At 71.0% G+C, this 23,072-nt stretch carries 15 protein-coding genes and 1 pseudogene; 2 read left to right on the top strand and 14 right to left on the bottom strand.

The genetic code is table 11. The annotated features are described in order from the left end of the window. Positions 1 to 69 precede the first annotated feature (69 nt). A complete protein-coding gene (locus ACFWXC_RS45285) occupies positions 70 to 1,431 on the bottom strand; it encodes a hypothetical protein (RefSeq protein WP_384488768.1) in 1,362 nt (453 codons plus the stop codon). Between the two features lie 41 nt (positions 1,432 to 1,472). Further along, the gene (locus ACFWXC_RS45280; RefSeq protein WP_384488766.1) at positions 1,473 to 4,487 is read right to left on the bottom strand and encodes a glycoside hydrolase family 3 N-terminal domain-containing protein; all 3,015 of its coding nucleotides are present in this window, start codon (positions 4,485 to 4,487) and stop codon (positions 1,473 to 1,475) included. Positions 4,488 to 4,613: 126 nt separating this feature from the next. On the opposite strand from ACFWXC_RS45280, the gene ACFWXC_RS45275 reads away from it, so the two are divergent. Further along, positions 4,614 to 6,479, top strand: a complete 1,866-nt coding sequence (locus tag ACFWXC_RS45275) for a ricin-type beta-trefoil lectin domain protein (RefSeq protein WP_384488764.1) — start codon at positions 4,614 to 4,616, stop codon at positions 6,477 to 6,479. 81 nt (positions 6,480 to 6,560) lie between these two features. Here the strand turns inward: ACFWXC_RS45275 and cimA are convergent, their stop codons facing one another. The 8 genes from cimA to ureA all read right to left on the bottom strand — a co-directional run bounded on the left by cimA (position 6,561) and on the right by ureA (position 16,550). Beyond that, positions 6,561 to 8,171, bottom strand: a complete 1,611-nt coding sequence (cimA, locus tag ACFWXC_RS45270; RefSeq protein WP_384488762.1) for a citramalate synthase — start codon at positions 8,169 to 8,171, stop codon at positions 6,561 to 6,563. Between the two features lie 283 nt (positions 8,172 to 8,454). Then, positions 8,455 to 9,756: an MFS transporter gene (locus ACFWXC_RS45265; protein WP_384488760.1), complete on the bottom strand. Its 1,302-nt coding sequence runs from the start codon at positions 9,754 to 9,756 to the stop codon at positions 8,455 to 8,457. Positions 9,757 to 9,793: 37 nt separating this feature from the next. Then, the gene (locus ACFWXC_RS45260) at positions 9,794 to 10,924 is read right to left on the bottom strand and encodes a TolB family protein (RefSeq protein WP_384488758.1); all 1,131 of its coding nucleotides are present in this window, start codon (positions 10,922 to 10,924) and stop codon (positions 9,794 to 9,796) included. Between the two features lie 112 nt (positions 10,925 to 11,036). Next, on the bottom strand, positions 11,037 to 12,326 hold the full coding sequence (locus ACFWXC_RS45255; RefSeq protein ID WP_384488756.1) for a TolB family protein: 1,290 nt from the start codon (positions 12,324 to 12,326) through the stop codon (positions 11,037 to 11,039). Positions 12,327 to 12,448: 122 nt separating this feature from the next. Next, the gene (locus ACFWXC_RS45250; protein ID WP_384488754.1) at positions 12,449 to 13,048 is read right to left on the bottom strand and encodes a TetR/AcrR family transcriptional regulator; all 600 of its coding nucleotides are present in this window, start codon (positions 13,046 to 13,048) and stop codon (positions 12,449 to 12,451) included. Between the two features lie 26 nt (positions 13,049 to 13,074). Then, positions 13,075 to 14,109 (bottom strand): agmatine/peptidylarginine deiminase, encoded by a 1,035-nt coding sequence (locus ACFWXC_RS45245; protein ID WP_384488752.1) that lies wholly within the window; start codon positions 14,107 to 14,109, stop codon positions 13,075 to 13,077. Between the two features lie 24 nt (positions 14,110 to 14,133). Further along, positions 14,134 to 15,846 carry an urease subunit alpha gene (locus ACFWXC_RS45240; RefSeq protein ID WP_384488750.1) on the bottom strand — a complete coding sequence of 571 codons (1,713 nt, stop codon included), beginning with the start codon at positions 15,844 to 15,846 and terminating at the stop codon, positions 14,134 to 14,136. After that, positions 15,843 to 16,550, bottom strand: coding sequence for an urease subunit gamma (gene ureA / locus ACFWXC_RS45235; protein ID WP_384488747.1), 708 nt, complete (start codon positions 16,548 to 16,550; stop codon positions 15,843 to 15,845). Before ureA ends, ACFWXC_RS45240 begins: the two co-directional genes overlap by 4 nt. Before the next feature lie 156 nt (positions 16,551 to 16,706). On the opposite strand from ureA, the gene ACFWXC_RS45230 reads away from it, so the two are divergent. Then, the gene (locus tag ACFWXC_RS45230; protein ID WP_384488745.1) at positions 16,707 to 18,149 is read left to right on the top strand and encodes a cytosine permease; all 1,443 of its coding nucleotides are present in this window, start codon (positions 16,707 to 16,709) and stop codon (positions 18,147 to 18,149) included. Here the strand turns inward: ACFWXC_RS45230 and ACFWXC_RS45225 are convergent. The 4 genes and pseudogenes from ACFWXC_RS45225 to ACFWXC_RS45210 form a co-directional block, all read right to left on the bottom strand. Next, entirely contained in the window at positions 18,097 to 19,398 is a 1,302-nt protein-coding gene (locus ACFWXC_RS45225; RefSeq protein ID WP_384488743.1) for a KamA family radical SAM protein, read from the bottom strand. The two genes, ACFWXC_RS45230 and ACFWXC_RS45225, sit on opposite strands and share 53 nt — an antisense overlap. A 15-nt stretch (positions 19,399 to 19,413) precedes the next feature. After that, entirely contained in the window at positions 19,414 to 20,487 is a 1,074-nt protein-coding gene (locus ACFWXC_RS45220; RefSeq protein WP_384488741.1) for a hypothetical protein, read from the bottom strand. Between the two features lie 81 nt (positions 20,488 to 20,568). Then, entirely contained in the window at positions 20,569 to 21,657 is a 1,089-nt protein-coding gene (locus ACFWXC_RS45215) for a branched-chain amino acid aminotransferase (RefSeq protein ID WP_384488739.1), read from the bottom strand. 254 nt (positions 21,658 to 21,911) lie between these two features. Next, positions 21,912 to 22,952 (bottom strand): annotated as a pseudogene (locus ACFWXC_RS45210) (3-isopropylmalate dehydrogenase); the annotation flags it as partial. Positions 22,953 to 23,072: the final 120 nt, after the last annotated feature.

Below are 23,072 nucleotides of genomic sequence, written 5' to 3'. Positions count from 1 at the left end.
CGTACGCCTTGTAGAACAGCCGCGGGCACGGGTCCGGCGCCGCCGCGCGCCGGGCCCGTGCCCCGTACGTCAGAAACCGCCGCCGAAGTCGCCGCTGTCCCCGCCGCCGCCGCCGCCGAAGTCCCCTCCCCCGCCGAAGTCCCCGAAGTCGCCCGGGTCGAAGTCCGCGCCCGACAGGTCGCCGCCCTGGTAGCCGCCGGTGGTGAAGTCGCCGTAACCGCTGCCGTAGTCGGCCGCGTAGGCGGGGGCGGACATCCAGCCGCCCAGGGCCGTGCCGATGAGGAGGCCGGGGAGGATGCCGCCGCCGAAGTAGCCGCCCGCCCAGGGGCCGTAGGCCGGGCCCGCGTCCCAGTAGGGGCGGCGGCCGTACTCGGTGTCGACCTCGCGGATCGCCGGGTCGCGGCCGTCGGCCAGCCGGGCGGCGTCGGCCGCGCAGACCGGGACCTCGCGGGGCGAGCCGCCGGCCGGGGTCCAGGTGGCGTCCGTGACCGAGGGACCGTGCCGGGGGTCGAAGAAGCACGGCGGCCGGCGTTCCGGGAGCGGGCGGCTCTCGCGGCGGGCGGCCAGCTGGGCCAGCGAGAAACGGCCGTCCTCCAGGGCCTGGGTGACCCCGCGCACGTCCTCCGGTCCCCGGGCGTCGGCCATGTACTGCTTCGCCTGGTCGTAGGCGTTCAGCGCGCGCTCGTAGTCCGCGCGCATGGCGTCGTCGGCGCCCGGCTCGGCCGGGTGGAAGTCGAGCCGGTCCAGTTCCTCGCCGAAGGCGGTGATGTCCTCGTCCACGACCACCCGGAGCCGGTCGAGGGCGGCCCGCTGCTCCTCCTGGTGGCGCCGGCGGTTGCGGCGGACCAGGGCGTAGGCGCCGGCTCCGCCGACCACGACCACCGCGCCGATCGTGATCAGCGCCGCACTGGAGACGCCGGAGCCGTCCGCACTGCCGCCGCCCCAGCTCGAGGGCGCCTTGCCGCCCAGGTTGGCCAGCGCGCGGTCGGTGAAGTCGGTCAGCTGGGTGTTCGCGGTCTCGCCCTGCACGCTGGTGACCAGGTTCTGCACGGCCGTCCGGGGCAGCACCGAGGCGTCGGCGCGGGCGTCGAAGCGGTCGCCGAGCCGGACGGCGTACAGGCCGGTGATGCCGGTGGCGGTGCGCAGGTCCGTGAAGAGGTCCTTGGTGGGGTAGCCGGCCGGCAGGACCGCGATGAACAAGGGCTTGTTCGCGTCTTTGATCCCCCGGGCCAGGGTGTCGGCCTCGGCCGTGGACAGCTGGGCGGCGGCCGCCGGGTCGACGTACACCGGGCTCTTGCGCAGGGCGTCGGCGATCGTCGAGACACCGGTGGCCGCCGTGGCCTGCGGAGCGAACGCCGTGAGGGCGATCACCAGCAGGGCCAGCAGCAGGCCTGGGAGGCTTCGGGTCCGGGTCCGTAGCACGGCCTTCATATTTCGCAATTTACCCGAAGCCTCCCATAACCAGTCATTTCTTATGCTGCTTTGTACGCCTCCGTCAGCTTCTCCACCGCCGCCGCGTACTCGCCGGTCAGCAGCAGATGGTCGGCGTCGGCGAAGGGCTTCGACACGGCTGCCGTGATCGACTGTCCGATCTCAGCCTGCACCAGCAACCGCGCCTTGGTCACCAGTTTCCGGCCTGCCGAGGCGGCACCCGCCCGCTCCGCGGCCTTCGCCGCGACGCCGAGCGCCCGCAGGGTGGCCTCACCGCCCTTGGAGGACTTGGTCAGGGTCGTCAGACCCCAGCCGTACGGGTACTGCGGGTCGTACGAGGCGTCGCCCACGTTGATCGGCAGCTGGGCCTCGGACTTCGGCCAGGTGACCGGGAGCTGGCCGGTGAAGGCCTCCCTGCCGTAGAGCACATCGGCCACGCCGTCGCCCTCCGTGCCCGGCAGCCAGGACGCCACCAGGGCGTCGATCTCGCCGAGCCGGTCGCCGATCAGCTGCGGGCGTCCGGAGACGATCAGCACCGCGCACTTCATGGCCGCGCACACCTTGTCCACGGCGGCCTGGTCGGCGGGGGTCAGCGCCAGGTCGTTGCCGTTGCCGACGTCTCCGATGCCCTCGGCGTACGGGGTCTCGCCGACGACGACCACACCCACGTCGTAGCCGCTCGTCGGCGCCGAGGCGTCCTTGGAGTAGGTGACGTCTCCCCCGGCGTTCTTCATGCCCTGGAGGATGGTGGTGCCGGTGGTGTGGGTGCCGGACTGGCCCTGCCAGGTGATGGTCCAGCCGCCGGTCTGGTTGCCGAGGTCGTCGGCGTTGGACCCGGCGACGTACACCTTCTGCGACTTCTTCAGGGGCAGGACGCTGTCGGAGTTCTTCAGCAGGACCTGCGACTCGGCGGCCGCCTGGCGGGCCACCGCCCGGTGCTTGGCGGAGCCGATCTTCGAGGCGCCCGAGGTGTCGGCGTACGGGTGCTCGAACAGGCCCAGCCTGAACTTCTGGGTGAGGACGCGGGAGACCGCGTCGTCGATGCGCTGCTCGCTGACCCGGCCGGCGTTCACCTCGTCGGTCAGGGTCTTGGTGAAGTCCTGGTAGCTGTAGGGGACCATCATCATGTCGACGCCCGCGTTGACCGACGTGCTGACGTGGGCCGCGTAGTCGCCGGGGAGCTGGTCGATGGCGTTCCAGTCGCTGATCACGAAGCCGTCGAAGCCCATCCGGCCCTTGAGCACCCCGTTGATCATGTCGGCGCGGGCGTGCATCTTCACCGGGCCCTGGCCGTCGCCGAGGATGTCGAGCGAGGAGTACGAGGGCATGACCGTGCCGATGCCCCGGTCGACCGCGGTCTGGTACGGCGCCAGGTGGACCGCCTCCAACTGCTGCCGGGTGACCTTGGTGACGCCCTGGTCGATCGTGTACGACCCGGTCGTGGAGGAGCCGTACTCGGTGCCGCCGTCGCCGACGAAGTGCTTGGCGGTGGCCAGGACCTTGTCGTCGTCCTTGAGGTCACGCCCGTCGGCCCGGCCCTGGAGGCCCTGGATCATGGTCTCCATGGACTTGACCAGGGCGGGGTCCTCGCCGAAGGACTCGTAGGAGCGGCCCCAGCGTTCGTCACGGGTGACGCAGAGGCAGGGGGCGAAGTCCCACGGGATGCCGGTGGCGCGGACCTCGGCGGCCGTCACCGCGCCGGTCTCCTCGGCGAGCCCGGGGTCCCGGGTCGCGCCGATGCCGATGTTGTGCGGCATGATCGTGGCGCCGGCCAGGTTGTTGTGGCCGTGCACCGCGTCGACGCCGTAGATCAGCGGGATCTGGAACCGCGTGGCCTGCGCCCGGAGCTGGAAGCCGTCGATCATCTTCGCCCAGGCCGCGGCCGTGTTGGGCGTGGGCGTCGAGCCGCCGCCGGAGAGCAGCGAGCCGAGGTCGTAGGCGGCGACGTCACCGCCGTTGCCCACGGCACCGCGCTCAGCCTGGGTCATCTGACCCACCTTCTCCGCCAGGGACAGCCGGGAGAGGAGGTCGGCGACCCGCTTCTTCACGGGCAGCCCGCTGTCCAGGTACGGCAGCCCGTGCGCGTCGACGACGACCTGCGGGGTCTCGGCGGGGGCCTTGGCGCCGGTGACGGTGAGCTTCAGCGGGATGGTCTCGGCCGACTCGCCGGACCGGTCCTTCAGCGTGCGCACCTTGATGGTCTGCGTGGCCCCGGAGACCGTACCGGCCGGGAAGGTGAGGGTGCCGGAGACCGGGGTGTAGTCCTCGCCGGAGGCGGCGGTCCCGGTCGTGGCCGTCTCGTAGGCGACGGTCACGGGCTCGTCGAGGGGGGCGGAGCCGGTGGTGCCCACGGAGACCTTCACGGCGGCCGTGCGGCCCTCCTGGACGGGGTAGACGGCCGCGTCCGTGGTGACGGAAGCGCGCAGGGCCTGGTCCGCCTTGCCGTACAACTCGACGTCGTCCACGGCGAAATGCCCCTGGACACCGACCGGGAGGGTGAGTGCGTAGCCCCACATCTGGGTCAGGCCGAGGACGTGGTCGATGCCGCCGACGGGCTGGTAGTCCGTGCGGTAGACGAAGTCGGCGAAGGGGATCTCGATCTGCTTCCAGCCGGTGAAGTCGTCGGTGAAGGAGGTGGTCCACAGCTCGGAGGCCTCGCCGCCCGCGCCGCCGTCCTTGATCTCGAAGGCGATCTTCTTGCCGTTGTCCTGGCCGTCCCACCAGAAGCGGATGCCCTTGTGGGCGGACCAGTCGTGGGCGGGTTCGGTGGCGGCGAAGTCGTGGGTGAAGCCGCCGTAGCCGCTGATGTCGTAGGTCCCGGAGAGGACCTTGGCGCCCTCGGGGGCGTCCGCCCGGTCGGCGAGCTGGAGGGTGGGCGGGTCGTCGCTGTCGCCTCCCCAGGTGAAGATGCCCTCGGCGGGCTGGGAGGCGAAGGGGACCTCACCCTCGAAGCGGTCGACGGGAGTCGGTGCGGGGTCGTCGGCCGCGCGGGCCGCGGACAGGGGCATCAGGGCTGCGAGTAGGGCGGTGGACACGAGCAGGGCGGCTCTTGGCATGGACCTTCCCTCGACTCTCTGGTTCACTCAGGGCTCTCACAGTTCACTCATGGCTTAGATCACGACGTGAGTTAACTAACGGCTCGCACCCCCGTCAAGACATCCGTCAGGAAGGGCGATGTGTCCATGAGATCCACCCCCCACACGGTCCGGCTGTTCTTGGCCGGACTGCTCACCGTGGCCGGCCTCAGCGCGGTCGTGCCGTCCGCGCACGCGGCCGGCGAGCAGGTCACCGCATACCTCACCACCACCGACGACTCCGGCGGGCGCCATGTCACCCGCGGGCTCCAGGCGCAGACGCCGTTCGCCTTCCAGTCCGGGAGCGGCGGCAGCGGCGAGAACATCACCGTCGACGAGAACACCCGCTACCAGACCTTCACCGGCGGCGGCGCGTCCTTCACCGACACCGCGGCCTGGCTGATGAACAGCAGCGGGGCGCTGTCGACGGCGACCCGGAACGCGACCATGCAGAAGCTGTTCTCGCCGACGGACGGCATCGGACTGTCGTTCCTGCGCAATCCGATGGGCGCCTCGGACCTGGCACGGTACGGGTACACGTACGACGACATACCCGCCGGACAGACCGACCCGAACCTCAACAGCTTCACCATCTCCCACGACCTCGCGGACGTCGTCCCGCTCACCAAGCAGGCGCTCCAGCTGAACCCGTCCCTGACGGTGATGGCCTCGCCGTGGACCGCGCCGGCCTGGATGAAGGACAGCGGCTCGCTCAACGGGGGCTGGCTGAAGTCGGAGGACTACGGGGCCTACGCCTCGTACTTCGTGAAGTACCTCCAGGCGTACCAGGCCCAGGGCGTCAACGTCTCGTACGTCACCCCGCAGAACGAGCCGACCTGCTGCTCCGGTTACCCCTCGATGAGCTGGAACGCCTCGGGCCTGCAGTACTTCCTCAAGAGCGAACTGCTGCCGAAGCTCCAGGCCGCCGGGCTCTCCACCAAGGTCCTGGCGCACGACTGGAACTGGGACGTATACGACTCCTACGCGGCCGCGAGCGTCGACGACTCGGCGATCCGCAACCACCCCAACTTCGGCGGGATCGCCTGGCACGGCTACGGCGGTGACATCGCCAAGCAGACCACCGTGCACAACCAGTACCCCACGCTGGACGCCTTCGGCACCGAGCACTCCGGGGGCACCTGGATCGCCAACCAGCAGCGCGAGGACATGAACAACATCATCGACTACACCCGCAACTGGGCGAAGTCGGTGACGAAGTGGTCGCTGGCCGTGGACCAGAACATGGGCCCGCACAACGGCGGTTGCGGCACCTGCACCGGGCTGATCACCGTGCACAACGGGGACGGCGCGAGCGGGACCGTCGACTACACGGTCGAGTACTACACGATGGGGCACCTGACCAAGTTCGTACGGCCCGGCGCGCAGCGGATCGCCTCCACCGCGTCCACCGCCGTACCGAACGTGGCCTGGCGCAACCCGGACGGGTCCAAGGCACTGATCGCCTACAACGACTCGTCCGCCGCGAAGACCGTCACCATCAACTGGGGCGGCCAGCACGCCACTTACTCGCTCCCCGGCAAGACCTCGGCGACCTTCACCTGGTCCGGCACCCAGTCGGGCGGCGGCAGCCAGACGGGCGCCTTCGTCGGACTCGCGAGCAAGTGCCTCGACGTGGCGGGCGGTTCCACCACGAACGGTACGGCCGTGCAGCTCTACGACTGCAACGGCTCCACCGCCCAGCAGTGGACCGTGCAGTCCGACGGCACGGTCCGCGCGCTCGGCAAGTGCCTCGACGTGACGTCGGCCTCCACGGCGAACGGGGCGAAGGTGCAGTTGTACGACTGCAACGGCACCGGGGCGCAGCAGTGGTCGTACAACGCGTCTACGGGTGACGTGGTGAACGCGGCGGCGAACAAGTGCCTCGACGTCACGGACAACTCGTCGGCGAACGGAGCGCGCGGCCAGATCTGGACATGCACGGGATCCGCCAACCAGAAGTGGCACCTGCAATAGAGCAGTCGGCACAACAGTCGGTAAAGCGACAAGGCGGAACGAGCCGGGGGCTGTGAGCCCAGCCCCCGGCTTCACCGCTGCCTACTCCGCCGGCTCCACGCCCGCCCGCAGCAGGCCGTACGTGTACGCGTCCTCCAGGGCCTGCCAGGAGGCGGCGATCACGTTCTCCCCGACGCCGACCGTGGACCATTCGCCGCTGCCGTCGGACGTGGAGATCAGCACGCGGGTGATGGACTCGGTGCCGTGCTTGCCCTCCAGGATGCGGACCTTGTAGTCGACCAGGTCGAGCTTGGCCAGCTGGGGGTAGATCTTTTCGAGGGCGACGCGCAGGGCCCGGTCGAGGGCGTTGACCGGGCCGTTGCCCTCCGCCGTGGCGACGATGCGCTCGCTCTTGGCCCAGAGCTTGACCGTGGCCTCGTTGGCGTGGATACCGTCGGGGCGGTCCTCGACGATGGCCCGCCAGGACTCGACGCGGAAGTAGCTGCGCCGCTTGCCCTCCACCTCGGCGCGCAGGAGGAGTTCGAAGGAGGCGTCGGCGGCCTCGAAGGTGTAGCCCTTGAGCTCGTACTCCTTCACCCGCTCCACCACCCGGCCGACCAGTTCGCGGTCGCCGCCGAGGTCGATGCCGAGTTCCTTGCCCTTGAGCTCGACCGAGGCGCGGCCGGCCATGTCGGAGACCAGCATGCGCATGGTGTTGCCGACCAGTTCGGGGGCGATGTGCTGGTAGAGGTCCGGGTCGACCTTGATCGCGGAGGCGTGCAGGCCGGCCTTGTGGGCGAAGGCGGAGACGCCGACGTAGGGCTGGTGGGTGGAGGGCGTGAGGTTGACGACCTCGGCGATGGCGTGGGAGATGCGGGTCATCTCGCGCAGCCGGCCGTCGGGGAGGACCTTCTTGCCGTACTTCAGCTCCAGCGCGGCGACCACCGGGAAGAGGTTGGCGTTGCCGACGCGCTCGCCGTAGCCGTTGGCCGTGCACTGGACGTGGGTGGCGCCGGCGTCGACGGCGGCCAGGGTGTTGGCGACCGCGCAGCCGGTGTCGTCCTGGGCGTGGATGCCGAGCCGGGCGCCCGTGTCGGCGAGGACGGTGGAGACCACGGCGTTGACCTGGGCGGGGAGCATGCCGCCGTTCGTGTCGCAGAGGATGACCACGTCGGCGCCCGCCTCCGAGGCGGCCCGGACGACCGCCTTCGCGTACTCGGGGTTGGCGCGGTAGCCGTCGAAGAAGTGCTCGCAGTCGACGAAGACGCGGCGGCCCTGGTCCTTCAGGAAGGACACCGTGTCGCGGACCATCTCCAGGTTCTCGTCGAGGGTGGTGCGCAGCGCCAGTTCGACATGGCGGTCGTGGGACTTGGCGACCAGGGTGATCACCGGGGCGCCGGACTCCAGCAGTGCCTTGACCTGCGGGTCCTCCGCCGCCTTGGCACCGGCCCGGCGGGTGGCGCCGAAGGCGACCAGCTGGGCGTGGCTGAAGTCGATCTCCTGCTGGGCGCGGGCGAAGAACTCGGTGTCCCGGGGGTTGGCGCCCGGCCAGCCGCCCTCGATGAAGCCCACGCCGAAGTCGTCCAGGTGCCGTGCGATGGCCAGCTTGTCCGCGACGGTGAGGTTGATGCCCTCGCGCTGCGCACCGTCGCGCAGCGTGGTGTCGAAGACGTGGAACGAGTCGTCCAGCTCGTTGGTTGCCGTCTCGGTCATGGTCACTAGGCTCCTGATGTCGAATCTCGGTCGTACCGGAATGACCGGCTCCACCGTCCCTCCATGGTCCCTCGCGCTGGCCTTCCGGCTGAAGGTGGGCCGGAAAACGAAAAAACCCCTCGCGGGTGCGAGAGGTCTGCGCGCGGGTCGAGGACGACGATGGCCACCCGTACCTGGTCGTACGTGGTGGTCACTGCGGACCGGCGCGCCTGCTGCCAATAATCATGGCGAACGAGAGCACGGGGGAAGTCTGGCACAATCCGCCCCCGGCTCACCGACCGTCTCAGGATGCGGTCGTCACGGTGGATGGATCCTGAGACCTCATCCGCGCCAGATCCAGGTCCTTCGTCTCCCGCATGGTGACGTACACCACAAGCGAGACGGCGGCACAGCCCGCCACGTACCAGTAGAAGCCGGACTCGATCCCGGCGTTCTTGAACCACAGGGCGATGTACTCCGCCGTCCCGCCGAACAGGGCGTTGGCGAGGGCGTAGGGCAGGGCCACGCCCAGGGCGCGGACGCCGGTCGGGAAGAGCTCGGCCTTCACGCAGGCGTTGATCGAGGTGTAGCCGGTGACCACGACGAGGGCGAGCAGGGAGAGGCCGAGGGCGGGCCAGTAACCGTTCACGTGTTTGAGGAGGGTCAGGATCGGCACGGTGAGGACGGAACAGCCGACCGCGAAGGTGATCAGCAGCGGGCGGCGGCCGATGCGGTCGGAGAGGGCGCCGGCGAGCGGCTGGAGGCAGGCGAAGACGGTGAGCGCGGTGAAGGAGACCAGGGTCGCGGTCTCCTTGGACAGGCCCGCGGAGTTGGAGAGGTACTTCGTGAGGTACGTCGTGTACGTGTAGTAGGCGACCGTGCCGCCCATCGTCAGCGCGACGACCAGGAACGCCGCCCGCCGGTGCTGCCACAGGGCGCGCAGGGTGCCGCGGTCTGCGGCGTCCGAGGTGTCCTCCGCGTAGACCTCGGTCTCCAGCATCGTCCGGCGCAGATAGAAGACCACGGCGGCACCGAGCGCGCCGACGACGAACGGGATGCGCCAGCCGTAGTCGTGCAGCGCGGTGTCGGAGAGGGTGTGCTGGAGGACGATCAGCAGGCCGAGGCCGGCGATCTGGCCCGCGGTCATCGACACGTACTGGAAGCTGGAGGCGAAGCCGCGCCGGCGCGGGTCGGAGGCCTCGGTGAGGTAGGTGGCGCTGGCCGCGTACTCGCCGCCCACCGACAGCCCTTGCAGCAGGCGGGCGACGAGCAGCACGAAGGCTCCGCCGTAGCCGGCCACGTCGTAGGTCGGGGCGACGGCGATGAGGAGCGCGGACACCGACATGAGGGTGACGGTGAGGGTCAGGGCGGCTTTGCGGCCCTTGCGGTCACCGACCCGGCCGAGCAGCCAGCCGCCCACCGGGCGCATGAAGAACCCGACGGCGAAGATGCCGGCGGTGTTCATCAGCTGCGCGGTGGGATTTCCGCTCGGGAAGAACGCCCCGGCGAAGTAGGTGGCGAAGCTCGCGTACACGAACCAGTCGAACCACTCGACCATGTTGCCCGCCGAACCGACCCAGATCTTCTTCCAGTGTTGTCGTCCCATGGGCCGTTCCTGCCCGGCGGGGGAACATGAGATTCCTTTACTGCAAATGCCGGACGAAGACGTCCTGTTCGTTGTTGGTGTCCCCGTGCGGGTTGAGGGCGCCGTCGTAGGACGTGAAGGCGACCCGGCCGCCCGTGACCCCGCCGGGACCCGCCTGCCCTTCCTGGGCGACCAGGGTGCGGCTGTGGTTCCTCAAGTCGCTCACATACAGCGGGTATGCGGAACCCTCGTGGGTGGTGAGGGTGACGTAGCGGCCGTCCGCGCTGACCGCCGCTTCCCGTCCGTAGCCCTGGATACGGTCGTTGACGCCCGTGGCGATGTGGTGGACGAACACGTTCCAGCTGTTGTCGGTGTCGGCCGGAACCAGATGGGTGTCGGCCGATTCGAAGACGACGGTACGGCCGTCCGCGCTGAGGGCCGGGTTCAGGGACTCCCGGGTGGTGGGCGAGCCGTCGGTGGAGCGGTCGATCTGGGTGCGCCTGCCGGTGGCGCGGTCGTGGAGCCAGATGTCGCTCCAGTCGTCGCCGCGCGGGCCGTTGGAGTACGTGTACTGGTACACGATCCGGCGGCCGTCGTCGCTGACGGCCGGGGCGCCGGCGCTGCGCGGCTCCCAGGTCGGCTTCGGCGGGCTGATCCGCTCGGTGGTGTGCTGGTCGCGGTCGCGAAGGAAGACGACCGGGCCGTCGGCGTCGCTGGTGGCGGTGAAGACGGCATAGCGGGCGGTGCCGCTCAGACGGGCGTGGGAGCCCGGGCCGAAGCCCGCCGGGAGGCCTGAGTCCAGGCGCTCGGTGCGGCCGGTGCGGCGGTCGAGGAGGCGCAGGCCGGTGCCCGTGGTGTAGGCGAGGCGGCGGCCGTCGGCGCTGAGCGACGGGTCGGTGCCGTCGGCCGCGTGCGTGAGCCTGCCGGTCGTCAGGTCACGGACGAAGACCCCGCCGTGCGGGGCGCCGGGGAGCAGGTCGGTGGCGGTCGAGGAGAAGGCGACGTAGCGGCCGTTCCGGCTGATCACGGCACCGGTCGACCGGCCGTCGCCCGCCGCCCCGGAGGGCGTGACACTGACCGGTTCGGTGCGCGGGGCCGCGGTAGGTGCGGCGGTGGCCGCCGCCCCGGTCGCGGCCAGGACGGCGGCGGCCAGGGCGGCGGCGAGGGCGGTGCGGGTACGGACGTTCAAAGCAGTGATCCCCCGTGGTGTGCTGGTCGGTGGTGGACGAGGAGCTGTCCTCGGCAGGACGAACGGGCCGGCGGGGCCGGCGGACACGGCCCGGCGCCGGCTCGCCGTCCTGTCACCTCGTCTTGCGTACGAAGACGTCGGCGACACCGTTCGTGTCGCCCCGGACGAGGTTCGTGGCCGTCGAGGCGTAGGCGGCCGCCTTGCCGTCGGCGCTCAGGGCGGCGGCGGACGAGGCGCCGTCGGCCTGTCCGGCGCCGAGGCTGACGCGGGTGATCGCGCCGGTCCTCAGGTCCTTGACGAAGATGTCGGCGACGCCGTTCGTGTCGCCAGGGACCAGGTTGGTGGCGGTCGAGGTGAACGCCACGTGGCGGCCGTCGGCGCTCAGGCTCGGGTCCCAGCTGGGGCCGTTGGCCTCGGTGCCGTCGGCGGCGGTGCTGACGCGGACGGTGGCCTCCCGGGTCCGGTCGTAGACGAAGATGTCGGGCTGCCTGTTGGTGTCTTCGGGGACCAGGTAGTAGAGGCTGGACTCGAAGGCGACCAGGCGGCCGTTCCCGCTGATCGAGGAGTCGTCGGCGTAGTTCTTGTAGGCGTACCGGGTGGGGCGGCTGATCTGCTCGGTGGTCTGCGTACGCAGGTCCCGGACGTAGACCGTCCTGGTCTTGGAGGTCTGTACCTGGGTCGGGTCCAGCTGGGCCGGGGTGTCGAAGGTGACGTAGCGGCCGTCGGCGCTGAGGGACGGGAAGATCGCGTCGGCGTCGGCGAGCACGCCCGAAGTGGTGTACTGCACCAGCTGGTTGCGGCCCGTGCGGCGGTCGTGGACGATCACGTCGGCGCGTTCGTTGGTGTCGCCGGGCGCGGCGTCCGGGGCCGAGGTGGCATAGGCGACGACCCGGCCGTTCGCGCTGATCGCAGGGTAGGAGTTGGCCAGCCAGTCGGTGGGGTGGCCCTTGCTGATGCGTTCCGTGCGGTGGGTGCGGCGGTCGTAGAGGTAGATGTCGGCGACACCGTTGTCGTCGCCCTTGGCGAGCGCGGCCGAGGTCGCGAAGACGACATAGCGGCCGTCGCCGCTGAGGGCCGGGGCGCTCGCCGGGCCCTTCGCGATCCGCTCGGTGCGGCCGGTGCGCAGGTCGCGTACGAAGACGTCGGCCACGCCGTTGCGGTCGCCGCGGACCAGGTTGCCGGCGGCCGAGGCGAAGGCCACGTAGCGGCCGTCGGCGCTGAGCGCGGGTGCGGCGGAGGCGGCGTCGGCCTGGGTGCCGTCGGTGGCCTCGCTGACCCGTTCGGTGCGCGGCGCGTGGGCGGCCGCGGCGGCGGTCGGGACCGCGGCTCCCGTGAGCACGAGCAGTGCGGCACCGCCCAGCGCGGTGGCGGTGACTAAGTGTCCGCGTGTGACTGTGGACATGATTACCCCCGGAATCGTGTCGTTCCCCGTGCCCCCGGCCCTGTGCCGAGGGCTCAACGGGATGCAACCGCACCACACAACCCGGGTCAATCGCCCATATGGCGTACAACCGGGCCGGAAGGTCACGCGTCCGCGAGAAGATCCGCTTCCAGGAACTCGCGTACGTGGCCGAGAACCTGTGCCCGGTCCGTGCCGCGCAGTCCGATCGCCACATGGATGGAGAAGCCGTCGAGCAGGGCGCGCAGCCGCGCGGCGAAGCGGTCGGCGTCGACGGGCCGGAACTCGCCCTGCGAGATGCCCTCCGCGAGCAGGGCCACCAGGTCGCGGTGCCAGGCGCCCTCGATGGCGGCCTGGCGGTCGCGGGCCGCCTCGTCGGCGTTCTGCGAGCGGTTCCAGACCTCCAGCCAGAGCGTCCAGTGCGGGTCACGGTGACCGACGGGGACGTACAGGTCGACATAGGCGTCGAGGCGCTCGCGGGCGGTGCCGCGGTGGGTGAGCAGCCGGCCGCGCTCGGCGCCCAGCCGGCCCTCGCTCCACTCCAGGGTCCGCAGCAGCAGTTCGTCCTTGGAGCGGAAGTAGTAGAGGAGGTGGCCGCTGCTCATGCCGACCTCGTGGCCGAGCGCGGCCATGGTCAGTTTCTCCAGACCGCGGTCGGCGATCATGTCCATGGCGGCGGCGAGCACGTCCTCGCGGGGCGGGGCCTGTCTGCGCCCACCGGCCATGTGCTGCTCCCCATATCCTCGTACCGCTAGATCTTCGGCTGCTGCTGCGTGATGCAGTGGATGCCGCCACCGCCGGAGAAGATCGTACGGGCGTCCACCAGCGTCACCGTCCGCTCGGGGAAGAGACGGCGGAAGATCCCGGCGGCCGTCTCGTCGCGCGGGTCGTCGAAGCCGCAGAGCACGACCCCGCCGTTGCAGAGGTAGTGGTTGATGTAGGAGTAGTCGGCCCAGTGGCCGTCGGCCTCCAGGACGGTCGGGGCCGGGACCTCGACGACCTCCAGGGTGCGGCCGCGCGCGTCCGTCTGGGACCGCAGGAGGCCGATGACCTCCCGGGTCACCTCGTGGTCCGGGTGCGCGGGGTCGGGCTGGGAGTGCGCGACCACCACTCCCGGGCGGGCGAAGGCGGCGACGATGTCGACGTGCCCGAGGGTCCCGAATCCGTACGGAGGGTAGTCGCCGGTGAGGCCGCGGGGCAGCCAGACGGCCTTGCGGGTGCCGAGCATCCCGTGGATCTCCGCCTCGACCTCCGCACGGCTCCACCCGGGGTTGCGCTCGGGCCCGAGCTGCACGGTCTCGGTCAGTAGGACGGTCCCCTCACCGTCGACGTGGATCGCACCGCCCTCGTTCACCAGCTTCGAGGCGTACGTCTTCGCGCCCGCGAGGTCCGCGACATACCCGGCGACCTTCGCGTCGTGCTCCCAGCGGGCCCAGTGCTGGGCGCCCCAGCCGTTGAACGTCCAGTCCACGGCGGCCAGTTCACGTCCGTCGGTGAGGAACGTGGGCCCGATGTCCCGCATCCAGGCGTCGTCCAGTTCGCGCTCGACGGTGTCGACGCCCGGGCCGAGCAGCGCCTGGGCGTCCGCCGACTGACCGGGACCGCAGACCACCGTCACCGGTTCGAAGCGCAGGATCGCGCGGGCCACCGAGGCCCAGGCCATCCGGGAGGCGAGGAGGTCGTCCGGGTCGTCGAAGGTGGGGTTGGGACCCGGCCACGCCATCCAGGTGCGCTCGTGCGGGGTCCACTCGGCGGGCATCCGGAAGCCGTCGGAGGCAGCAGACATCGGTGATCCTTACAGCTGTGGCATTCAGAGGAAATACAGGCGGTTGAGGGAGACGGAGTCGGCGGGCTCCGAGCGCAGCGGCTCGCCGTCGAGAGTGACCAGGCCGGTTCGCCCATCCACGTCGACCGCTCCGGTACGGGAGTTGAGCCGCAGGTCGGCGGGGCCGATGCCGCGAGTGCCGCGGACCGCCACCCGGCGGCGCCGGGTGGGCATCGTGTCGTTGCCCTGGTCCAGCGCGGCCTGGGCGACGAAGGCCACCGAGATGTCGGCGGGAGTCGCCCCGTGCGCCCCGAACTGCGGTCCGAGGACCAGGGGTTCGCAGGTGTCGGTGGCCGCGTTCGGGTCGCCGGTCACGCCGTACGCCGGGAAGCCGGACTTGAGGACGAGCTGCGGCTTGGCCCCGAAGTACTCGGGCGACCACAGCACGATGTCGGCCAGCTTGCCGACCTCGATCGAGCCGACCTCGTGCGCGAGCCCGTGGGCGATCGCCGGGTTGATGGTCAGCTTGGCCATGTACCGCAGCACGCGCTCGTTGTCGTGGCCGTCGTCCGGGGCGCCGAGCTCGGCCTTCATCTTGCCGGCCATGGCGAAGGTACGGCGGACGGTCTCCCCGGCCCGGCCCATGCCCTGTGCGTCGGACGAGGTGATGCCGATCGCGCCCAGGTCGTGCAGCACGTCCTCGGCGCCCATGGTCCCGGCGCGGATGCGGTCCCGGGCCATCGCCGCGTCGCCGGGCAGGTCGGTCTTCAGGTCGTGGACGGAGACGATCATCCCGTAGTGCTCGGCGACCGCGTCCCGGCCGAACGGCAGGGTGGGGTTGGTGGAGGAGCCGATGACGTTGGGGACACCGGCCATCTTCAGGACGTTGGGTACGTGTCCGCCGCCGCAGCCCTCGATGTGGAAGGCGTGGATGGTGCGGCCCTCCAGCACCCTGAGGGTGTCCTCGACCGACAGGCACTCGTTCAGCCCGTCGCTGTGCAGGGCGACCTGGACGTCGTGTTCCTCGGCGACCCGCAGGGCCGTGTCCAGCGCCCGGGTGTGGGCGCCCATGTCCTCGTGCACCTTGAAGCCGGAGGCGCCGCCCTCGGCGAGGGCCTCGACGAGCGGAGCCGCGTGCGAGGACGAACCGCGCCCGAGGAAGCCGATGTTGACCGGCCAGGCGTCGAAGGCGTTGAACGCGTGCTTGAGCGCCCAGGGCGAGTTCACGCCGACGCCCCACACCGGGCCGAACTCCTGCCCGATGATCGTGGTGACGCCGGAGGCCAGCGAGGCCTCCATGATGCGCGGCGACAGCAGATGCACGTGGGTGTCGACGGCCCCGGCGGTGGCGATCAGCCCCTCGCCGGACACGATCGAGGTACCGGTGCCGACCACGACGTCGACACCGTCCAGGGTGTCGGGGTTCCCGGCCCGCCCGATCGCGCAGATCCGCCCCTCGCGGATGCCGATGGACACCTTCCGGATGCCCAGCACCGCGTCGATCACGACGACGTTGCTGATCACGACGTCACAGGTGTCCCGGACGGCGGCGGCCTTCAGGTGCAGTCCGTCGCGGGCGGTCTTGCCGAAGCCGGCCAGGAACTCGTCGCCATAGCGCTGCGCGTCGTCCTCGACGCGGATCACCAGCCCCGAGTCCCCGAGGCGGACCCGGTCGCCGGCCCGGGGGCCGTGGGCGGCCGCGTACTCGTACGGGGTGAGGCGGCGGGCCTCGGCCGGGTGGCCTCCGGGACGGCTCATCGGTCTGCCTCCTGGTCGCGGATGTCGTGAACGCCCAGGTAGCCGCAGGCGGCCGCGCGGCGCAGCGCCTCCTCGCGGGCCCCGGGCGCGTCCAGCGGCCCGTCGACAAGGCCGGCGAAGCCGATGGCGACCCGGGCGCCGCCGATCGGCACCAGGCCGACCTCGAGCGACTCCCCCGGCCCGAACCGCACGGAGGACCCGGCGGGCACGGCGAGCCGCAGGCCGTAGGCGGCGGCGCGGTCGAAGTCGAGGCGCGGGTTGGCCTCGAAGAAGTGGAAATGGGAGGTGACGGAGACGGGGACGGTCGCGGTGTTGGTCACGGGCAGCCGTACGACCGCCTCCGGGTCGGCGTGCTCGGGTCCGGGCAGCAGCGCGCCCGGCCCCTTCTCGCCCAGCCCGCCGCCCCCGATCGGGTCGGTGACCACCGCGAGCCGTGAGCCGTCGTCGAAGACGGCCTCGACATGCACCTCGGTGACGATGTCGGCGACACCGGGCAGCACGTCGGCCGGGCCGAGGACGGAGCGGGCCGCCTCGACGGCCTCGGCGAGCCGCCTGCCGTCCCGGGCGGCCTCGCAGACGGTGTCCGCGATCAGTGCGGTGGCCTCCGGCACGTTGAGCCTGAGGCCCCGGGCGCGGCGGGCGCGGGCCAGCTCGGCGGCTCCGAAGAGCAGCAGCCGGTCACGTTCCGTGGGGGTCAGTCGCACGTCCCGGTACCTCCTTCGCTTCCTGCACTTAGAGCACCACTCTAAATGCCGGATTACGAGAAGGGAACCATTGACATCAACCGCCTGGTCACCCACATTGAACGTCGCTCTAACTCTCAGCCATACGTCTCAGATGGCCGTCGAAGGGGACCAGCCATGCCGATAGAACAGCGCGGAGTCGACACCATCCCGGACGAGGAACGCACCAGCGGGCCCAAGGACCTGGTCTCGATCCTGCTCGGCTCCAACCTCTGCCTCGGCGTGATCATCTTCGGCTGGCTGCCGCCGTCCTTCGGGCTCGGCTGGTGGGCGTCGGTGAGCGCGATCGTCGCGGGCACGCTGGTCGGCACGGTGTTCACGGCCCCGCTGGCCCTGGTCTCGCTGCGCACCGGCACCAACCTCTCCACCTCCTCCGGCGCGCAGTTCGGGGTGCGCGGGCGGCTGGTCGGCTCGGTGGTGGGCCTGCTCCTTGCCCTCGGCTACACCGCGCTGACCGTGTGGATCGGCGGCGACGTGATGGTGGGCGTGCTGAACCGGCTGTTCGGACTGCCCGCGGACGGGGTGTCGTACGCCGTGGTCTACGGGGTGCTCGCGGCGGCGACGGTGGCGGGCGCGGTCTACGGCTACCGCGTCCTGCTCGCCATGTCCCGGGTGCTCGCCGTCGGCATGACCGCCCTGCTGGTCCTCGGGATCTTCGCCTACGCCCCGCACTTCACCACCTCTCCCCTGCCGGCGGCGGGCGGCTATCTGCTGGGCGGCTTCTGGCCGACCTGGTGTCTGGCGGCGGTCGCGGCGGGGCTGTCGGGCCCGGTCGCCTTCATCACCCTCCTCGGCGACTACACGCGCTACATCTCCCCCGCCCGCCACTCCTCCCGCCGGGTCCTGCACGCGACCTGGCTGGGCCTGATCCTGGGCCTGCTGGTGCCGCAGCTGTTCGGCACGTTCACCGCGTACGCGGCGCGGGCGGCGACGGACTACGCGGGCCCGCTGGTGTCGGCCTCCCCCGCCTGGTACCTGGTCCCGCTGCTGCTCTCCGCCTCCGCTGGCTCGGTCGGCAACGCGGGCCTGATGCTGTACTCGATGGGCCTGGACCTGGACGCGATCCTGCCCCGCGCGTCCCGCGCCCGCGCCACCTACACGGTCGCGATCGTCGCCACGGCCTGCGTCTTCGTCGGCCACTACACCTGGAACGCGCAGTCCGCGATGACGTCCTTCGTGCTCCTGCTGACGGCGATCGGCACCCCCTGGGCGGTCATCACGCTCATCGGCTTCGTCCGCTGCCGGGGCAGGTACGACGCGGACGCCCTCCAGGTCTTCAACCGCCGCTCGCACGGCGGGATCTACTGGTACCGGGCCGGCTGGAACATCCGGGCCGTGGTCTCCTGGACCCTGGGCGCCGGAGTGGGCCTGCTGGCGGTCTCACTCCCGTCGTACGAGGGACCGCTGCTGTCGCTGACGGGCGGGGTGGACTGTTCCTTCCTGCTGTCGGGCCTGGTGGGCGGCCTGGTCTACCTGGCGCTCGCACCCGGCCGGCCGGTCGTGCCGGTCAGCCCGGCCCCAGCCCCGGCAGGAACTCACTCGCCCCGAACGCCGGTTTGAGGTCGGTGAACCAGGTGGCGCCCTCGTCGTAGGCGGCGAAGAACGGCCGGTTCACCAGCGCGGGGTCGCGGGCCTGGATCAGGTGCAGGACGAAGACCTTCTCGCCGGCCACCTCGGCGACCCCGTCCACGCAGACCTTGCCGGGCATCGCCGACATGACCGGGCCGCGGACGGTACGGGCGAGACCGGAGACGCGGGCGTAGGCGTCCCGGAAGACCGCGTGGCCGCGGGCCAGGGGGACGGCGAAGTAGCCCTGGGGGCCGGTGTCCCGCTCCACGAACTGGTAGTACGGGACCGCGCCCAGCGTGGTCGTCTCCTCCCACAGCTCGGCCCAGGCCTCGGCGCTGTCGTTGATCCCGGCCACCAGCGGCCCCTGGCAGCGGATCACGGCGCCGGTGTCCCGGACCCGGCGCATGGCCTCCCGTACGACGGTCGGGCGCAGCTCCTGCGGATGCGTGAAGTGGGCCATCAGCGCGAGGTGCCGGCCGCTCGCCACCACCTGCTCGAAGAGGCGGAGCAGGTCGTCGGCGTCGCGGTCGGTGGTGAAGCGGTACGGCCAGAAGGCGAGCGACTTGGTGCCGATGCGCACCGAGCGGACCGTGTCGGTCTCCAGCAGGGGTTCGACGTAGCGGCGCAGCACGTCGGTGCTCATGACCAGGGGGTCGCCGCCCGTGATCAGGGCGCTGCTCACCTCGGGGTGGGCGCGCAGATAGGCGGTCGTGGCCCCGATGTCGTCGGTGGCGATGCGCAGGTCGGCCTCGCCGACGAACTGGGGCCAGCGGAAGCAGTAGGTGCAGTAGGCGTGGCAGGTCTGTCCCTGGCGCGGGAAGACCAGCACGGTCTCCGGGTACTTGTGCTGGAGGCCGGTGAGGCGGCGGCCCTCGTGCACGGGGACGTTGGCGTCGAGCTGGCCCGAGGGGTGCGGGTTGAGCCGCATCCGGATCTCGTGGGCGGCACGCTGGACCTCGGCCCGGGGCGCCTCACGGGCCAGCAGGCCGGCCATCCGGCGGACGTCGGCCCCGGGCAGCATCCCGGACTGCGGGAAGGTCAGCCGGAAGACCGGGTCCTCGGGCACCGCCGACCAGTCGATCAGCTCGTCGACGACATAGGCGTTGGTGCGGAACGGCAGGACCGAGGAGACCGCCCGCAGCGCCAGCCGCTGATCGTCCGTCAGGGAGACCCGCCGCAGCAGACCGTCCAGGTCGCGGGGCGTGAAGGCGCGGAAACGGGGGTGGTGCGCTGAACACATGTGTGGCGGGGCCCTCTATTCCGTGACCAGGACCGTGGACGGCCGCAACTCCACGAAGGCGGCCGCGTGCGCATCGTACTTCTCCCCGAAGTGGTGGATGAGCCGCCGGTGCAGCTCGCTCTCGTCGTCCACGACGATCACCTCGTGCGCCCCGGCCCCGGTCAGCGCCTCGCTGTACGCGCTGAGCTGGTCCAGCCGGCGGCGGGCCAGATAGGTGACGAGGTCGGGCGCGGCGACGTACAGGCGGTCGTCGAGGAAGACGAAGCGGCAGACGAACTCCCGTCTCCCGTCGGTGGCGTCGACCAGGGTGACGGGGAGCCGGGTGAACCGTTCCATCGGCTTGCCCTGCTGCCACAGTTCGTCGAAGCGCTGCTCCACGAAGGTGCCGAGCGGGGAGCGGACCGCGACCTCCAGCTGGACGCCCTCGCCGGAGAGCCGGCCGACGGTCAGGAAGGAGACCAGGCAGCGCTCGTCCCAGCGGTAGAGGGTGACACCGGGGGAGGTCGAGCACAGCCGTACCTCCAGCAGATGCCGGGAGGCGGTGTCCAGGCGGCGGGCGAACCCGTCCAGGGTGCGCAGGTTGCGCATGATGTCGCGGCGGATGTCGGCGCTCTGCTCGCCCAGTTCGCGGCCGCGCAGGATGACGGCGAGGGAGTCGGGGTCGAGCAGCAGGATCTGCACCCGGGCGCCGCTCGCGGTGGCGGATCTGACGCCGCGGAAGAGACGCTCGGAGAACTGCGGGCCGAACAGGTTGGAGAAGGTGTCGAGGACCTTCACGTTGGACGTCGAGCCGTACACCTGGGCGGCGAACCACTCGTAGTCGAGCCGGGTGTGCTCGCGGACGCGGCCCTCCTGGGCCCGGGATATCAGCGGGCCGATGACGAACACGGTGACGACCACGCCGACGATGTCGGTGCCGAGGTTGAGGGCGAAGTTCTGCCCGTAGTTGTCCATCGTCGAGGCCCGCCACAGCAGCACGGCCGCGACGGCGGTGAGCAGTCCGAGCACGGTGAGGCTCTGCGGGCGGCGGGGTGTCCGTAGGGTCCGCATCAGCCAGCGCAGCCGTGGCATCGGCGACCGTCCGCTCACGCGTGTTCCCTCCCCCGGGTGGACTGAGGTGATACCCGTACGGGGGAGGCGATACGCGTCGAACGGACGGCCGGAGACCGGTCAGCCGAGCTCGTGCATCCAGCCGTGCTTGTCCGCGACCTTGCCGCGCTGGATGTCGAGGAGCGCCTCGCGGAGCTTCATGGTCACCTCGCCCGGCTCGCCGTCCGACTGCCGCCACTCGGCGCCGGTCCGCTTGACCGTGCCGACCGGGGTGATCACGGCCGCCGTGCCGCAGGCGAAGACCTCGGTGAGGGTGCCGTTCTCGGAGTCGCGCTGCCACTGCTCGATGGAGACCCGGGCCTCCTCGGACTCGTAGCCGAGGTCACGGGCGACGGTGAGGAGGGAGTCACGCGTGACGCCTTCGAGGATCGAGCCGCTGAGGGTCGGCGTGACGATCTTGTCGCCGTACACGAAGTACAGGTTCATGCCGCCGAGTTCCTCGACCCACTTGTGCTCGACCGCGTCGAGGTAGCAGACCTGGTCGCAGCCCTGGGCGGCGGCCTCGGCCTGGGCGAGCAGGGAGGCCGCGTAGTTGCCGCCGGTCTTGGCGTCGCCCATGCCGCCGGGGACGGCGCGGACCCGGTCCTCGGAGGCCCAGATGGAGACCGGCTTGACCCCGCCGGGGAAGTAGGCGCCGGCCGGGGAGGCGATGACCAGGAAGAGGTACTCGTTGGCCGGCTTGACGCCCAGGCCGACCTCGGTGGCGATCATGAAGGGGCGCAGGTAGAGGGATTCCTCGCCGCCGTGGGCCGGGACCCAGTCCCTGTCCTGCTGGACGAGCAGGTCACAGGCCTCGATGAAGGTCTCCACCGGCAGCTCCGGCATGGCGAGCCGGCGGGCGGAGCGCTGGAAGCGCTTGGCGTTCTGGTCGGGGCGGAAGGTGGCGACCGAGCCGTCGGGGCGGCGGTAGGCCTTCAGGCCCTCGAAGATCTCCTGGGCGTAGTGCAGGACGTTGGTCGCCGGGTCGAGGGGGATCGGCGCGTACGGAACGAGCTGGCCGTCGTGCCAGCCGCGGCCTTCGGTCCACTTGATCGTCACCATGTGGTCGGTGAAGTGGCGGCCGAATCCGGGGCTGGCCAGGATCGCCTCGCGCTCGGCGGCGGCGAGCGGGTGTGCGGACGGCTTGAGCTCGATCGTGGGCGTCGTCATGAGTGGTTAGTCCTTCACCGGTTGTAGTGATGGGCCGCGCTCACGCCCGTACGCCGGTGTCCCCTGGTAGGACGTCCGAGCATTCCCTCATAGCGCGGCTCCGCGTTCGATTATCGCGCGGGGGCCGGGATGAACGGAATCGGGGTGAATGCTGACCCGGGGTTGATGGTGGCACCCGGCGGCAGGCATGGGGAAGCCGCCGGGCGCGTGTGCGACCCGGCGGCTTCGAAGTCGATCGGGTGGGCGGCGGGGCTGCCGGGGACTCGGCCGGCGATGGCGTCGCCGAGCGTCGAGGTGGAGCGGGCGGGCTTGCCCTGGCGCTCGGCGAGGTCCGCGGTGACGGCCTCCTCGATCCGGGCGGCCTCCGCCTCGTAGCCGAGGTGGCGCAGGAGCAGGGCGACGGACAGGACCGTGGCGGTGGGGTCGGCCTTGCCCTGGCCGGCGATGTCAGGCGCGGAACCGTGGACCGGCTCGAACATCGAGGGGAAGTCACGGGAGGGGTTGATGTTGCCGCTCGCCGCGACGCCGATGCCTCCGGAGATGGCCGCGGCGAGGTCGGTGATGATGTCACCGAAGAGGTTGTCGGTGACGATGACATCGAACCGGCCGGGGTCGGTCACCAGGTAGATGGTGGCCGCGTCCACGTGGATGTAGTCCGTGGTGACCTCGGGGAACTCCTCGGCCACCTGGTTGAAGACGTTCGTCCACAGGTGCCCGGCGAAGGTCAGCACGTTGTTCTTGTGGACCAGCGTGAGCTTCTTGCGCGGGCGGGCCTGGGCGCGGGCGAAGGCGTCCCGGACGACACGCTCCACGCCGTAGGCCGTGTTGACGGACACCTCGGTGGCGACCTCGTGCTCGGTGCCCTTGCGGATGCTGCCGCCGTTGCCGGTGTACGGGCCCTCGGTGCCCTCGCGGACCACGACGAAGTCGATGTGCGGCTCGCCGGCCAGCGGGGTGGCGACCCCCGGGAGGAGCTTCGACGGACGCAGGTTGACGTGGTGGTCGAAGGCGAAGCGGAGCTTCAGCAGGAAGCCGCGCTCCAGGACCCCGGAGGGGACGCTGGGGTCGCCGATCGCACCCAGCAGGATGACGTCGTGGTTCTTCAGCGCGTCGAGGTCGGCCTCGGTGAGGGTCTCACCGGTGGCGTGGTAACGCTGGGCGCCGAAGTCGTACTCCTTGGTCTCCAGCTTCACGTCCTCCGGGAGGACGGCGGAGAGGACCTTGAGGCCTTCGGCCACGACTTCCTGCCCGATGCCGTCACCGGGGATCACTGCGAGATCGATGCTGCGAGACATGTCGGCACCCTACTCCTCGTCCCATGGGATGACACGCGTTGTCCGCCATGCGGACAGCACGGATGGTTCCGTCAACCGGCGTTCACCCGTACGTGGGGCCGCTGTTGGCCTGCGCTGGGC

Origin of the sequence: Streptomyces sp. NPDC058683 (assembly GCF_042716195.1) — a bacterium.
Taxonomy (GTDB): domain Bacteria; phylum Actinomycetota; class Actinomycetes; order Streptomycetales; family Streptomycetaceae; genus Streptomyces.
This window is presented reverse-complemented; position numbering and strand designations above follow the sequence as displayed.

Coding starts and splice junctions, on each gene's coding strand:
- ACFWXC_RS45285 (WP_384488768.1), bottom strand. CDS start 1,431: ATGAAGGCCGTGCTACGGACCCGGACCCGAAGCCTCCCAGGCCTGCTG.
- ACFWXC_RS45215 (WP_384488739.1), bottom strand. CDS start 21,657: ATGACGACGCCCACGATCGAGCTCAAGCCGTCCGCACACCCGCTCGCC.
- ACFWXC_RS45230 (WP_384488745.1), top strand. CDS start 16,707: ATGCCGATAGAACAGCGCGGAGTCGACACCATCCCGGACGAGGAACGC.
- ACFWXC_RS45255 (WP_384488756.1), bottom strand. CDS start 12,326: ATGTCCACAGTCACACGCGGACACTTAGTCACCGCCACCGCGCTGGGC.
- cimA (WP_384488762.1), bottom strand. CDS start 8,171: ATGACCGAGACGGCAACCAACGAGCTGGACGACTCGTTCCACGTCTTC.
- ACFWXC_RS45245 (WP_384488752.1), bottom strand. CDS start 14,109: ATGTCTGCTGCCTCCGACGGCTTCCGGATGCCCGCCGAGTGGACCCCG.
- ACFWXC_RS45240 (WP_384488750.1), bottom strand. CDS start 15,846: ATGAGCCGTCCCGGAGGCCACCCGGCCGAGGCCCGCCGCCTCACCCCG.
- ACFWXC_RS45275 (WP_384488764.1), top strand. CDS start 4,614: ATGAGATCCACCCCCCACACGGTCCGGCTGTTCTTGGCCGGACTGCTC.
- ACFWXC_RS45265 (WP_384488760.1), bottom strand. CDS start 9,756: ATGGGACGACAACACTGGAAGAAGATCTGGGTCGGTTCGGCGGGCAAC.
- ACFWXC_RS45280 (WP_384488766.1), bottom strand. CDS start 4,487: ATGCCAAGAGCCGCCCTGCTCGTGTCCACCGCCCTACTCGCAGCCCTG.
- ACFWXC_RS45250 (WP_384488754.1), bottom strand. CDS start 13,048: ATGGCCGGTGGGCGCAGACAGGCCCCGCCCCGCGAGGACGTGCTCGCC.
- ACFWXC_RS45225 (WP_384488743.1), bottom strand. CDS start 19,398: ATGTGTTCAGCGCACCACCCCCGTTTCCGCGCCTTCACGCCCCGCGAC.